This window comes from Achromobacter sp. ACM01, from assembly GCF_014851745.1.
Classification (GTDB): domain Bacteria; phylum Pseudomonadota; class Gammaproteobacteria; order Burkholderiales; family Burkholderiaceae_B; genus Achromobacter; species Achromobacter aegrifaciens.
Genome location: NZ_JACVAF010000001.1, coordinates 1,735,674 through 1,749,645 on the forward strand (window position 1 = coordinate 1,735,674; position 13,972 = coordinate 1,749,645).

The 13,972-nt window shown below is 64.3% G+C and carries 13 protein-coding genes; 11 read left to right on the forward strand and 2 right to left on the reverse strand.

The window, feature by feature from the left end; translation table 11 throughout:
• The first annotated feature begins 5 nt into the window (after window positions 1-5).
• The 10 genes from IB268_RS08115 to IB268_RS08160 all read left to right on the forward strand — a co-directional run bounded on the left by IB268_RS08115 (window position 6) and on the right by IB268_RS08160 (window position 11,474).
• Window positions 6-1,181 carry an acyl-CoA dehydrogenase family protein gene (locus IB268_RS08115; RefSeq protein WP_175161576.1) on the forward strand — a complete coding sequence of 392 codons (1,176 nt, stop codon included), beginning with the start codon at window positions 6-8 and terminating at the stop codon, window positions 1,179-1,181.
• A gap of 73 nt (window positions 1,182-1,254) precedes the next feature.
• Complete coding sequence (locus IB268_RS08120) at window positions 1,255-2,748, forward strand: long-chain-fatty-acid--CoA ligase (protein WP_192328974.1); 1,494 nt, start codon at window positions 1,255-1,257, stop codon at window positions 2,746-2,748.
• A gap of 36 nt (window positions 2,749-2,784) precedes the next feature.
• Entirely contained in the window at window positions 2,785-4,143 is a 1,359-nt protein-coding gene (locus IB268_RS08125; RefSeq protein ID WP_192354056.1) for an MmgE/PrpD family protein, read from the forward strand.
• 72 nt (window positions 4,144-4,215) lie between these two features.
• A complete protein-coding gene (locus tag IB268_RS08130; RefSeq protein ID WP_054457848.1) occupies window positions 4,216-5,427 on the forward strand; it encodes an ABC transporter substrate-binding protein in 1,212 nt (403 codons plus the stop codon).
• Window positions 5,428-5,493: 66 nt separating this feature from the next.
• Window positions 5,494-6,378: a branched-chain amino acid ABC transporter permease gene (locus tag IB268_RS08135; protein ID WP_054457847.1), complete on the forward strand. Its 885-nt coding sequence runs from the start codon at window positions 5,494-5,496 to the stop codon at window positions 6,376-6,378.
• 5 nt (window positions 6,379-6,383) lie between these two features.
• A complete protein-coding gene (locus IB268_RS08140; RefSeq protein ID WP_192354057.1) occupies window positions 6,384-8,198 on the forward strand; it encodes an ATP-binding cassette domain-containing protein in 1,815 nt (604 codons plus the stop codon).
• The gene (locus IB268_RS08145; protein ID WP_054457845.1) at window positions 8,191-8,916 is read left to right on the forward strand and encodes an ABC transporter ATP-binding protein; all 726 of its coding nucleotides are present in this window, start codon (window positions 8,191-8,193) and stop codon (window positions 8,914-8,916) included. Before IB268_RS08140 ends, IB268_RS08145 begins: the two co-directional genes overlap by 8 nt.
• 6 nt (window positions 8,917-8,922) lie before the next feature.
• Window positions 8,923-10,362: a dihydrolipoyl dehydrogenase gene (gene lpdA / locus IB268_RS08150; protein WP_192354058.1), complete on the forward strand. Its 1,440-nt coding sequence runs from the start codon at window positions 8,923-8,925 to the stop codon at window positions 10,360-10,362.
• Between the two features lie 42 nt (window positions 10,363-10,404).
• On the forward strand, window positions 10,405-11,058 hold the full coding sequence (locus IB268_RS08155; RefSeq protein WP_054457843.1) for a TetR/AcrR family transcriptional regulator: 654 nt from the start codon (window positions 10,405-10,407) through the stop codon (window positions 11,056-11,058).
• 101 nt (window positions 11,059-11,159) lie between these two features.
• Window positions 11,160-11,474, forward strand: coding sequence for a hypothetical protein (locus tag IB268_RS08160; protein WP_054457842.1), 315 nt, complete (start codon window positions 11,160-11,162; stop codon window positions 11,472-11,474).
• Window positions 11,475-11,501: 27 nt separating this feature from the next.
• On the opposite strand, the gene IB268_RS08165 is transcribed toward IB268_RS08160, so the two are convergent.
• Complete coding sequence (locus tag IB268_RS08165; RefSeq protein ID WP_054457841.1) at window positions 11,502-12,104, reverse strand: LysE/ArgO family amino acid transporter; 603 nt, start codon at window positions 12,102-12,104, stop codon at window positions 11,502-11,504.
• A gap of 179 nt (window positions 12,105-12,283) precedes the next feature.
• Window positions 12,284-12,508, reverse strand: a complete 225-nt coding sequence (locus IB268_RS08170) for a YdcH family protein (protein ID WP_013395499.1) — start codon at window positions 12,506-12,508, stop codon at window positions 12,284-12,286.
• Window positions 12,509-12,764: 256 nt separating this feature from the next.
• On the opposite strand from IB268_RS08170, the gene IB268_RS08175 reads away from it, so the two are divergent.
• Window positions 12,765-13,913, forward strand: coding sequence for a sterol desaturase family protein (locus IB268_RS08175; RefSeq protein WP_175181995.1), 1,149 nt, complete (start codon window positions 12,765-12,767; stop codon window positions 13,911-13,913).
• Window positions 13,914-13,972 lie beyond the last annotated feature (59 nt).

Here is a 13,972-nt window from a genome sequence, read left to right on the forward strand (position 1 = left end):
ATCACATGGACTTTTCGCTTTCGGACGAGCAGAAGCTGATAGTCGAGACCGCGCGCCGCATTGGTGAAACGTATGGCGTGGAATACTGGTACGAACAGGATCGCAAGAACGCGTTCCCCCAGGCGTGCTGGCAAGCCATTTGCGAGGCCGGCCTGGCAGGCGCGGCGCTGCCCGAGGAACATGGCGGATCCGGCCTGGGCATGGTGGAGTTGGCGCTCATCGTCGAGGAACTTTCCGCAGGCGGCGGCGGTTCGACGCTGGGCCAGCTATTCATGATCAATCCCATCTTCGGCGGCGTGCCGATTTCCAGGTTCGGCAGCGAGCAGATGAAGCGCGAATTGCTGCCCGGCCTGACCAGCGGCAAGATCAACTTCTGCATGGCGCTTACCGAACCCGATGCCGGCACCAACACGCTGGCCATGAAGAGCTTCGCCGCTGCCCAGCCCGATGGCAGCTGGCGCCTGGATGGACGGAAGATCTGGATCACCGCCGTGGATGCCGCGCAGAAGATGCTGGTCGTGGCGCGCACTGCCAAACCCGTCGAAGGGGCGCGGCCAACGGACGGTATCTCCATGTTCATGATCGACGTCGAACGCGAGGGCCTGAGTTACTCGGCCATCGATAAGGTGGGCACCCAGACGCTCAGCGCATGTTCGGTGTTCTTCGACAATGTCCGCATCGAAGCACATGAACTGGTGGGCACGCTGGACAAGGGCTTTCGCGAATTGCTGGACGTGCTCAATACCGAGCGCATCGTGACGACTGCCAGCCTGGTCGGCGCGGGCAGGTTGGCGGAGCGCCTGGCGGTGCAGTACGCGAACGACCGCAAGGTGTTTGGCGGCAAGCCCATCAGTGCATACCAGGGTCTGCAATTCCCCCTGGCGCAATCGCATGCGGAACTGCAGTGCGCGCGGCTCATGAACCTGAACGCGGCCTCGCTGTGCGACCAGGGCTTGCCCTATGGCACCGAGGCCAACATTGCCAAGCTGATAGGCTCCCAGGCTGCCAGCCATGCCATCGAACGCAGCATGCAGACGATGGGCGGCATGGGCTATGCGCGTGAATTCCATGTGGAGCGCTTGTGGCGCGACGCCAGGCTGTTCAAGTTCGCGCCAGTGTCGGAAGAAATGATCCTGAACTACATCGCCATACACGATCTCGGCATGCCGAAGTCATACTGAAGCGCCAGAATCGAGACGCGGGACCGGCCCAGGCCGCCACCCGCGCCGAGCCGCCATCCAAGGGAGACCCACCATGCTCAATCTGAGCGCAGCCATCGCCTATCACGCCCGGCGCACCCCCGATCGCGCCGCCATCATCTATCGCGATGAAGCCATCAGCTATGCCGACTTCCATGAACGCATCCGCCAGGCGGCGGCGTTGCTTCAGTCGCATGGCATAGGCCGCAACGACGTGGTGGCGCTCTTCATGAAGAACAGCGCCGCCTTCCTGGAACTGGCGTTCGCGGCCAGCTACCTGGGCGCGGTGTTCCTTCCCATCAACTACCGGCTGGCGGCGCCCGAGGCCGCCTACATTCTTGCCGACGCCCGCGCCAGGCTGCTTTTCGTGGACGAGGAGTTCGCGGAGGTGGCGGCCTTGGAAGTGCCGAAGGTAGTGCTGAACGCGGAGGGCCAGGCCGATTCGCGCAGTCTTGGCAAGCCAGGGCGGGAAGTGCCAGAACCGGCCGCCACGGCACAGGACGACCTGGTCCGGCTGATGTACACGTCCGGCACCACCTCGCGCCCGAAGGGCGTGATGCATACCTACGGCAACCTCCACTGGAAATCGATCGACCATGTGATCGCGCTGGGCCTGACGCGCCAGGAGCGCCTGCTGGTGGTGGGCCCGCTTTATCACGTCGGCGCCTTCGACCTGCCAGGTATCGCGGTGCTGTGGGTGGGCGGCACGCTGTGCGTGCACCGAGAGTTCGACCCGGAAGCGGTGCTTGCTTCCATCGAGCGCCATGGCCTCACCTGCGGCTGGATGGCCCCTGTCATGTTGAGCCGCGTGCTGGCCGTGCAGCACCCCGAACGGTACTCCCTCGATACCTTCGGCTGGTGCATTGCCGGAGGCGAAAAGACGCCGGAATCCCGCATCCGAGACTTCACCCGCGTGTTTACCCGGGGACGCTTTATTGATGGCTTCGGCATGACGGAAACCTGCAGCGGCGACACGCTCATGGAACCCGGCCGTGAGCTCGAGAAGATAGGTTCAACCGGGCGTGCATTGCCGCATGTGGAGATCCGCATTGCGGACAATGAGGGCCGCTGGTTGTCCGCCGGAGAGAAAGGCGAGATCTGCGTGCGCGGGCCCAAGGTGACCAAGGGCTACTGGAACGCACCCGAGAAAACCGCTGAAGCTTTCTTCGGAGATTGGCTGCGCAGCGGGGACGTGGGCTACCTGGACGATGAGGGATTCCTGTTCGTCACCGACAGGACCAAGGACATGATCCTGACTGGCGCGGAGAACGTGGCCTCCAGCGAAGTCGAGGCCGTGCTCTACGAAATGCCGCAGATCGCCGAAGCCGCGGTCATCGGCGTGCACGACGAGCAGTGGGGCGAGCGGATCACTGCGGTGGTGGTGCTCAACCCCGGGCACACGCTGACGCTGGAAGAGCTGGACCGGCATTGCCGCAAGCGCGTGGCCAACTTCAAGGTGCCCCGGGAATTGAAGGTGGTGGAGGAACTGCCGCGCAATCCTTCCGGCAAGGTCCTCAAGCGCGTGCTACGCGATCGCTACAACGGCTGACACGCGGCAAACACATAAGAAAGCAGGGGAGAAGACATGAGTTTGGCCAGAAAATTCGCGGCGTTTTCGACGGGTCTGACCGTCGACAGCCTTCCTGAACCCGTGGTGGAAAAGGTCCGCGCCTGCGTGCTCAATGGTTACGGCATTGCATTGGGCTCGCATCCCACGCCGTTCTTCCGCGTGGCCGAGCGGGCCGTCCTGGCGATGGACGGTGAACGTCCCGGCGGCGCCACGCTGCTTGGCAGCGGCCGCCGCAGCACGGTGGCGGGTGCGGCGCTTGCCAATGCCGCGCTGTTCCATGGCAGGGCGCAGGAAGATACCTGCGGCGTGGCACATTTCGGCGCCATCCTGCTGCCGCTCCTGACAGCGCTGGTGGAGCACGGCGCAGGGGCCATGGAGGATTTCCTGCCCGCATTGGTGGCAGGCTATGAGATCGGCGGCGCATTGGAATCTGCCTATTCGGCCCGGACGACCGCCGCAGGCTTGCGCGCTTCGCCGCTGTACGGCACGGTCGCCGCCGCGGCTGCCGTTGCCCGGTTATGGCGCTTGTCCGAGGAGCGCACTGCGGCGGCGTTGTCCAACGCCGCCTCGTTCACAGGCGGCATCCTGCAGTCTTTCGGCGATGGCACCGACGAATGGCGCTACCAGGTTGGAATGGCCGGGCGCAACGGGCTGGCGGCGGCGACGCTGGCGGCCCATGGTTCCGTATCCGCGGACGGCGCCTTCGAGGGCAAGTCCGGCTTCGCACGTGCCTTCGTCAGGGCCGAATGCGATGTCGCTGCCATAGCCGGCGGCTTGGGCAAGGACTGGTCGCTGCTCAAGGTGACTTTCAAGCCATACCCCGTCTGCGCACTCAACCAGACGCCGGTCCGCGCCTGCCTGCGGCTGCGGGACCTGCTGGGCACGCGCGGCAGCGCCCTGAGGACCCTGCGCGTATACCTGAACCCTACGGTCGTGGGCTATGCGGGCATGGACAAGGAGGGACCGTTCCAGAGCATTTCCGGAACGCTCATGAGCACGCAGTTCTGCGTTGCCACGACCTTGCTGCATGGAACGCCAACCATCGCGCATATGGCGCAATTTGGCGACACGGCCGTGGCAAGCCTGATCCCGCGGATCCGGCTGCATGCCGACGATGCTCTCGGCTTGCTGGCCTGCCGCCTCGAAGCGGAACTGGAGGGTGAGAGCGAACCTCTGATAGTGCGGCTGGACACCGACCACACGGAATACAGCTACGACCGGACCCGGGTGTCCGCGCTGATACGCGGCATCGGCGAAGAGACCGGTGTGGCGCAGCGCGCCTATGACCATATCGAACGTTTCGCGGCCGAACTGCCACGGGCGGAAATGGCAGACGTCCTTGCCGCCTTCAAAGAGATCCAGACGGCCCGCTGAGAGGCCAGTGGATGGCGCTTCGAGAATTCGGGGCGCGTTACTACAACGTGCAAGAACCTAGGAGGAGACGACATGTCCTGGTACAGGAAATCCACGCCTGCGTGGTTGGCGGCCGCCGTGGCGGCCTTGGTTTCGGGGGCCGCGTTGGCGGCGGATACGGTCAAGATCGGCATGACCTCGGCCTTGACCGGCCCCTATAGCGAGTTTGGCGAAGGCAACCGGCGCGCCGTCGAGCTCGCCGTCGAACAATGGAACGCCAAAGGCGGCATCAACGGCAAGAAGATCGAGATTGCGATGCTGCTGGATGACCAGCTGAATCCGGACCGCGCGGTGCAGAACATGCGCGCCATTCTGGACAACAAGGATATTGTCGGCATCATCGGTCCGGCGGGCAGCGGACCGACCCTGGCTGTGATCGACATGGCCCAGGCCGACGGCCGCCCCTACATGAACCCCATCGCGCAGACGCCGGTCGTGACCTATGCGGGCGAGAAGACCGGAGAAAAGCCGCGGCCCAATGTGTTTTCGTTCGCGCTGCAGAACGACATCGAGGCCGTGGCCATGGGCGAATACCTGGCCAAGCGCTTCAAGCGCATCGGCATCGTGCACGAAAGCACGGCCTACGGCGTGACCGGAGTCGATTACCTGTCTGCCTCCATAGGCAAGAACGGCGGCGCCAAGCCTGTCGCGACGGACTCCTATAACCAGGGTGCGCAGGACATGACCGCGCAGGTGGCGCGCATGAAGCGCGCCAACGTCGATGCGATCGCCGCCATCGGCCTGGGCAAGGACCTGGCCGTGCTGCGCAGGACCATGGCGCGGCTGAACGTGAACGTGCCGCTGGTCGCCTCCAATGGCGCCTTGGGGCAACCCTACCAGGAGGGCGCGGGCGATCTGACCCTGGGCACCCTGGGCACGATGATCGGCGCGTTCGGCAATCCCATGCGTCCGGCTGCAGCGGACTTTGCCAAGGCCTACAAGGCGAAGTACGGCGCCGACCGCTGGTGGGGCAATGATCCGGAGAATCCGCAGCTGTTCATGGCGATCTCGGTGTCCAACGGCTACGACGCGGCCAATGTGCTGTTCGAAGGGATACGCCAGGCCAACTCCACCGATCCCAAGGCCATTATCGCGGCGATCGAATCGATCAAGGACTTCCAGGGCGTCAACACCACCTACAACTTCTCGAAGAGCCGTCATCACGGCATCGAGACGGATGGCGTCAAGGTGTTCGAGTACGTGAAGAAGGACGACAAGGTCCGGCTGCAGCCGGTCGCCCAGTAACTGGCACGTCGCGCGTCCGGCGCCATGAGGCGCTGGGCCGCGCCCGTCTGTATGGATGATGGTGATATGGATTTCTTTATCCAAATGATCGTGTCAGGCCTGAGCGTCGGCGCCGCCTATGCGTTGATCGGCCTGGGCCTGAACCTGACGTTCTGGACCACGCGCGTGCTCAATTTCGGACAGGGTTCGGTGTTGATGGCGGGGGCGATGCTGACGGCCGTCATGGTCGGCGCCGGGGTCAACGTGTTCCTGGCGGTGGGCGTGTCGCTGCTGGCCACGGCCTTCATCCTGTGGGTGGTCGAGGTGGTCGGCGTGCGGCCCACGCGGCGCATTGCCGGCAGCATGGGGTGGGTGGTCTCCACCCTCGGCATAGGCATCTTCCTGCAGGGTGTGGCGAGCTGGCTGTTCGGGACACAGGCTGTGGCGTTTCCGGACGTGCTCTTCAGCAGCACCGACACGGTGGAGTTCATGGGCGCCTACATTTCGCTGCAGTACATCGCCGTGTTCGTCATCAGTGTGATGATCGTCGGCCTGATGGAGCTGTTCCTGCGCCATTCCATCTGGGGTTACGGCGTGCGCGCGGTCGCGCACGATCGCGACCTGGCGTCGCTCATGGGCATACCGGTCTACCGCGTGGTGGTCTTCTCGTTTCTGGTGAGCGGCGTGCTGGCTGGCATCGCCGGCATCCTGGTGTCGCAGGTGTCGGGCACGGTGGATCCGAATTTCGGCCTGCATCTGCTGATCCTGGCTTTTGTCGCCGCGGTCATGGGCGGCATGGGCAGCGCGTTCGGCTCTTTGGTGGGCGGGCTGATCCTCGGCATCCTGGAGAAGCTGGTGGGCGGCTACGTCTCGCCCGCCGCGGCCGAGGTCGTGGCTTTCGTGCTTTTGATAGGCGTGTTGACGATCCGGCCGCAGGGCCTGTTCGGCAAGCGCGAAACCGTGAAGGTGTGAGGACGATGAAACAGCTGGGGAAAATCCTGTCGAACTCCTGGACGCTGGGCGTGCTGGCCGTGGCGCTGGCGATAGGCGCTGGCCATGTCGCCACTGGCACGGTGCAGATGTGGAGTTTCGTCATCATCAATATCCTGCTCGCCCAGGGCATCAATCTGCTGACCGGCATCAGCGGGCAGATCTCGCTGGGCCATGCTGGATTCTTCGCCATCGGCGCGTATGCCAGCGCGATCGCGATGAAGTCCTGGGGAGTGCCGTTTCCGGTGGCGCTGTTCCTGGCAACCTTCGGGGCGGCGGCAGTCGGCCTGCTGCTGGCGGGCCCGGCGGGCCGCGTGCGCGAGTTCTACCTGGCGATGATGTCGCTGGGTTTCGGCCTGATTGTCTACGAGCTGGCGCGCGAACTGCGCGGCGTGACGGGAGGAGTGATGGGCATGCGGGGCATACCTTCGTCGCAGATCGGCACCTTACAGATCTTCGGTTGGACCATCGATACCGTGGCCTATTTCCGCATCCTGCTGGCAGTGTTGCTGGTGGTCATGCTGATGCTGCGCAACTTCGTCAAAAGCCATTTCGGCAGGGCATTCTATGCCGTGCACGTCAGCGAAATCGCGGCGGGATCGCTGGGCATCTCCCAGGCTGCCGTCAAGCGCGCGGCCTATGCGATCAGCGGCGGCCTGGCCGGCCTGGCTGGCGGTTTCTATGCGCACATGATCGGCTACCTGACGCCGGAAAGCTTTGGCCTGATGCGGTCCATCGAGATCCTGGTGATGTCGATCGTGGGCGGGCTGGGTTCGCTGGCAGGCCAGGTGTATGGGGCGGTGCTGTTCACCTACTTGCCGCAGAAGCTCCAGGCCTTCAATGACTATCAGTACATCGTCTACGGCCTGATCCTGGTGTTCATCTTCACTTTGCTGCCCAAAGGGCTTGCCGGCCTGCTGCACACGCAGACGCGCTACAGCAAGTTCGACCAGTTGCGCCTCGCGGCGCCGGTCGAGGCTGAGCCGCCTTTGTCGCAGCGGCAGGCCGCCGCGGGCGCCGAAAGGCAGCAAGCGCTGGTGCGGGTTGAAGACGTGGTCATGGAATTCTCGGGCCTGCGCGCGCTGGCGGGCGTGTCGCTCGAGCTGCGCGCCGGCAGCATCACCGCGCTGGTCGGGCCCAATGGTTCCGGCAAGAGCACCCTGGTCAACGTCATCAGCGGCATCTATGCGCCGACCTCGGGGCGCATTTTGTACAAGGGCCGGGACATCGCGGGCTGGCCTTCGTACAAGGTTGCGCAGGCGGGCATTACCCGTACCTTCCAGGATCCGCGCAACGTGCCCAGCTTTACCGTGCGCGAGAACATCCTGATGGGAGCCCATCGGCGCTATCGGCATGGCGCGCTGGCCGCGGCGTTCAATACCCCGGGCGCAAGGCGCGAAGAGGGCGCATTGCTGCGCCAGGTCGAAGCCTTGATGCAGGCGGCCGGGCTGGCCGGCCATGCGGACGCCATCATGAGCGAACTGCCCTATGGCATCCAGCGCCTGGCCGAGGTCGCCCGCGCCCTGGCCAGCGATCCGGAGCTGCTGCTGCTGGATGAGCCTGCCGCCGGCCTGTCGGAGGTGGAGTCGGAACACCTTATCAGGCTGGTCCGCCTGGCGCGTGACCATGGCGTGGCCATCATGATCATCGATCACCACATGGATTTCCTGGCCGAACTGGTTGAGGAGGTGGTGGTGTTCGAAGCCGGCGAGGAAATCTATCGGGGCGACATGGACGGCATGCGCGCCGACCAGGCCGTGATCCAGGCCTATCTTGGCGTTGAGGAGCCCGTCCATGCTTGAAGTCCGCAATCTGCAGGTAAGTTACGGTGCAATCGACGCCGTGCGCGGTGTCAGCCTGACCGCGCGCCCCGATGGCATCACCGCTTTGATCGGTGCCAACGGCGCCGGCAAATCGTCGCTGATGCGGGCGATATCCGGAGTCACGCCGATCAAGGGCGGGCAGATCCTGCTGGATGGAGAAGACATATCCCGCTTGCCGCCGCATGAACGCGCGCGGCGAGGGCTGGCTCATGCCATGGAGGGTCGGCGCATCTTCCACCAGCACACCGTCGAGGAAAATCTGATCACAGCCTGGCATTTCCGCAAACCCAAGGGAAACTTCAAGGTCGCCGTGGAACAGGTGTACGGCAATTTCCCGGTCCTGGCGCAACGCCGAACGGCGAAGGCTGGGACCCTTAGCGGGGGCCAGCAGCAGATGCTGATCCTGTCCATGGCCACTTTGCACGAACCACGTTGCGTGTTGCTGGACGAGCCCTCCCTGGGACTGGCGCCCATTGTTGTGGCGCAGATCTTCGATTTCATCAAGCAGTACTGCGCGCAGGGCGGCCGCGTGGTGCTGCTCAGCGAGCAGATGGCCAGCCTGGCGCTCAGGGTGGCGGATTTCGGCTATGTGCTCAAACACGGCAAGACAGTCTTCGAGGGCACGCGCGACGTGCTGACGGGCAGCGCCGGCGCTGAGCTTTCCAGCGCCTATCTGGGCGCGGGCAGAACGGAATAGGCAGACATGCAGACGGAAAAGAAGGACAGGCCGCCCACGGGCGGGAGTATCGATACCGAGCTGCTGGTGTTGGGCGGTGGGCCGGGCGGCTATACAGCAGCCTTCCGCGCCGCTGACCTGGGGCTGTCGGTGACGTTGGTCGAAGATCGGCCCGGCCTCGGAGGCGTATGCCTGAATGTGGGCTGCATTCCCTCCAAGGCGCTGTTGCACGCAGCCCGCGCCCTGGAAGAGACGCGCGGCCTGCACGAGCTGGGCATCGAATTCGGTGAGCCCCGCATTCGTCTGGACAAGCTGCGACAGTGGAAAGAAGCGCTGGTCGCCAAGCTGAACGGCGGACTGGCGGGCCTGGCCCGACGGCGCAAGGTCCGTGTCGTGCACGGAAGGGGGCAATTTGCAGGACCCAACACCCTGGAGGTCGCCGGCGGCCCCTCTGTGCACTTTCGCCAGGCCATCATTGCAGTGGGTTCGCACCCCGTGCGCCTGCCGGACTGGCCGGAAGATCCGCGCATCATGGATTCGAGCGGCGCCCTGGCGCTGGCGGATGTGCCCAGGCGCCTGCTGGTGGTGGGCGGGGGCATCATTGGCATGGAACTGGCGACGGTGTACGCGGCGCTGGGCGTCCGCGTCACAGTGGTGGAGCTGACCGACGGTCTTTTGCCGGGATGCGACCGCGACCTGGTGCAGCCCCTGGCGCAGAGGGCGGCGGGCCGCTATGAGGCCATCCTGACGGGGACGCGGGTGGTGTCGGCCAGCGCCCGGGAGGATGGGGTGCACGTCGTGTTCAGCGGGCCGCAAGACGCCGGACCCCAGGTGTATGATGCCGTCTTGGTTGCGGCCGGCCGCCGGCCCAACGGGGCCAGGATCGGCGCGGATCGGGCGGGAGTCCATGTGGATGAACGCGGCTTCATACCCGTCGATGAGCGCCAGCGTACCAATGTCTCCCATATTCTTGCCATAGGCGACGTCGTCGGCGAACCGATGCTGGCGCACAAGGCGGCCTACGAGGGCAAGGTGGCGGCCGAGATCGCGGCGGGCAAGAATGCTGCCAACGATGCCAAGGTCATTCCCGCGGTCGCTTACACGGATCCGGAAGTGGCTTGGGTAGGTTTGACCGAGACAGCCGCGCGCCGCAATGGCGTGGCGTTCGAGTCGGCCAGCTTTCCGTGGGCCGCCAGCGGCCGAGCGCTGAGCCTGGGGCGCGGCGAAGGACTCACCAAGATCCTGGTCGATCCGCAGACCCGCGCCTTGCTGGGGGTAGGCATGGTGGGGCCGCAGGCGGGCGACCTGATCGCCGAGGCGGCGCTGGCCATCGAGATGGGGGCGGAGCCCGGCGACATTGCGCTCACCATACACCCGCACCCGACCTTGTCGGAGACGCTGGCATTCGCGGCCGAGGCATACGAGGGGACGCTCACCGAGTTGTTCCTCTCCGGGAAAAAAAGTTAAATATGCGGCCGGTCCACGCAATTCACCGGGAGGGTTTGATCAGTGGCAACATGGAATAATTCGGTGCCCACGCACAAGGCGATGCACCAATTGAAGCGCGAAGCGCTGTTGCGCCAGGCGATTGCCGCATTCAACCAGAAAGGGTTCCACGCCACTTCGCTGGGAGACATCGCGACCAGCCTGGGCGTTACCAAGGCGGCGCTCTACCACTATTTTCCGAACAAGCACGCCCTGCTGTACGAGGCGTTCGCCGAGGCTTTGAGAGTAGGCTTCGAGGCCATCGAAGCGGCGGAACGCCATGGCGGCACCGGCCTGGAAAAGCTGCAGCTGGCGTTGCGCGAGTACCTGGAGGTGACGCTCAGCGAAATGAGCCGCTGCGTCATCATCACCGAGGAACACGCGCTAGAGCCCGATGACCGCGCCGAGATCGTCAAGCAGCGCGACCGCTTTGAGGCCAAGCTGCGCGCCTTCGTGCGCGAAGGGATGGAGGACGGCAGCATCATCCAGTGCGATCCCAAGCTGGCTATCTTTTCCATTTTTGGCGCGGTGAACTGGGTGCCGAAGTGGTATTCGGACGCGGGTGAATGGAACAACAAGCAGTTGGCCAAGGGCATGTCCGAACTGCTGTGCCGCTCCATCGCCAGCAAGCCGCCCGAGGCGTTCGCACCCGACATCGGCAAGATGCAGGTGGAATAGGCGCACCGCAGGGCGAAAATTTACGTTCTAATCTCGGTCTATCCAGCAAGCGCAAATACGCCGGCCGCCCCTGCGCGGCCCGCCAGACCGGGGAAAATAGAATGAGAACATCCTTGCTTTTCGTGGCCGCCCTTGTGACGGGCTGCGCCAGCGGTTCCAGCGACCTGCTGACCGAATCGAAGGTGGCCGCCATCAAGCTCAACGTCACCACCTACGAAGAGATGGTCCGGGACTACGGCCCGCCCCGGTCGCAGGGCGTCGGCCGCGATGGGCTGACGACGGCCACCTGGTTCTATTTCGACAATAGCGCCTACGGCGCGATGGACAACCAGCAGACGCTGACCGTGATCTTCAACAAGGACCGCACGGTGAAGGACTACGTGAACGCGTCCGCCGGGTCCGGCAAGAGCCGCTAGGCCGCGCAGGGGCTTCGGCCCAGGTGTTCAGAGCACCAGCTTCAGTCCGATGGCGAACATGGCCGCGGCGACGCAGCCGTCCAGCACCCGCCACGCATTGGGATTGGCGAAGATGGGCCGCAGCAGGCGCGCGCCATAGCCCAGCGCAAAGAAGAAGGCGAAGGACGCCGTGATCGCGCCCAGCGCGAAGGCGGTCTTGTGGCCGTCGTACTGGCTGGAGACCGAACCCAGCAGCACCACGGTGTCCAGGTACACGTGCGGATTGAGCCAGGTCAGGGCCAGGCAGGTCGCCAGCGCGGCGGCGCGTCCGGCGGTCTGGGTGGATGAGGGCTTGAGGCTGTCGTGGCGGGCGCGCAGCGCCGATATGAGGCTGCGCGCGGCGTAGACGAACAGGAATAGCGCGCCGCCGTAGCGCAGGGCGGGTTCCAGCCAGGGCAGTGCGCCCACGGCCAACCCGAAGCCGGCCACGCCGGCGCTGATCAGGATGGCGTCGGACAGGGCGCAGGTCAGGCAGACGGCAAAGACATGTTCCTGGCGCAGGCCTTGGCGCAGGACGAAAGCGTTTTGCGCGCCGATCGCCATGATGAGGCTCAGGCCGAGCAGGAATCCGGGAATGTAGGCGGTGGTCATCGATACCCTTCAGCGAAGGGCGACAGACTAGCCTTTGAGGTCGGATTAGGAAAACTAATTATCCTAATCCTTATTTAGTAATCCTAACTCAGCCGTACACGTCTCGGTGGCCAGGGAGGGCCGGCGATGGCGGCACGGAGCCGGCTTGGCCCGATGCCGCCCGAAGCGAAGCGATGCTTTCAGCTGCCGCCCTGGTCGGCAGCGCGCAGGATGCCGTACAGCTTGTCCTTCAGGTGCAGTTTTTCTTTTTTGAGCACTTCAACCTCGTTGCCCGACGCCGGCTGGATGCCGGCCTCCATGTTCTTGATTTCCTGGTCCAGGTCATTGTGACGCTGGAACAGCGCGGAGAAATGCGCGTTTTCGGATTTCAGTTGGGTAATGAGGTGGCGGTATTCAGGGAACATAGGGGCCTCTTTAAAGAACCGGTTGATGGGCACTGCGGGAAACCGGGGAACCTGATGATCCATAAAGCTTTCGATTCCATGACACGCCAACCCCGCGCCGTTGTCAACCATCCGGGTGCTTGCAGTCCGTCTGAGAATTGATGTCGCGCAAGGCGCTGGCAGGGGCGTCATTCTGTCGTGCCTGATCACGTTTTATTACATGAAGATCCGTCCCCGGCGATAAACTCGCTTCCCCGTGGTCTGCCATAAATTTGAAATGAATCAGCGCGCGTCCATCCTTCGCCAAGTCTTACAGCTTTTCAAGCAGGACGGGAGGATCCATCCGGGTACGGGCATGATGAGCGGCGTGATCGCGCTGTTCCTGGCGATCCTGGCGGTCCTGGGCGTCCTGGCGTTCCATTTCCCCGCCTACCTGACCACTCCGGAGCTGCGCAGCTTCTACAACGTGGACGCGATGCGGGCCCTGCTGTTCACCGCGCTGCTGATTTCGGGCAGCATCGCGCTGGCCAACACCGTGCTGGGCCGCCAGCGCTGGCTGAACATCGCGGCCTTCGTGCTGGTGTGCGGCGCAGTGGCGGCGGGGGGCAGCAACGTGGTGGTGACCACGTCCAATACGGGCAACCATCCCTATCTGGGGCTGGATTGGTTCATCCTGGATCTGCTGGCGTCCAGCACGGTTTTCATCATTTTCGAGAAGCTGTTCCCGCTGTATCCGGGCCAGCCGGTGTTCCGCGGCGAATGGCAGGTGGACATGAAGCACTTCCTGTTCAACCACCTGTCGGTGGGGGCGGTGCTGCTGTGCATCAACTTCTTCGTGCACCGGCTGTTTTCCTGGGCGGCCTACGAACCGCTGCAGCAGGCCATCGTGTCGCTGCCTTACCTGGCAGAGCTGTTCGTGGCCGTGCTGGTGGCGGATCTGGTGCAGTACGCGGCGCACCGCGCCTATCACGAGGTGCCGTTCCTGTGGCGCATCCACGCGGTGCACCACAGTACCCGTACCCTGGACTGGCTGGCCGGTTCGCGCCTGCACATCGTCGAATTGCTGATCACGCGGGTCGCGGTGCTGGGCGTGCTGTTCGCGCTGGGCTTTTCCAAGCCGGTGCTGGACGCCTACATCATCATCGTCGGCTTCCAGGCGGTGCTGATCCATTCCAACGTGAGGCTGCCGTGGGGCTGGCTGCGCTACATCATTGTGACGCCGGACTTCCACCATTGGCACCATTCCTCGGATACCGAGGCCATCGACCGCAACTACGCCGCCCACTTCTCGTTCATCGATTACGCGTTCGGCACGGCGGTGCGCGGCGTGAGCAAGCGCCTGCCCGAGAACTACGGGATCCTGGATAACGACATGCCAGGCACGTTCCTGGCGCAGCAGGCCTACCCTTTCGCCCGCAAGAAATGAAACGGCGGCGCGCCCGATGCGCGCCGCCGTGGAAGTCCGAGCCAGCCGGCCATGCGCCC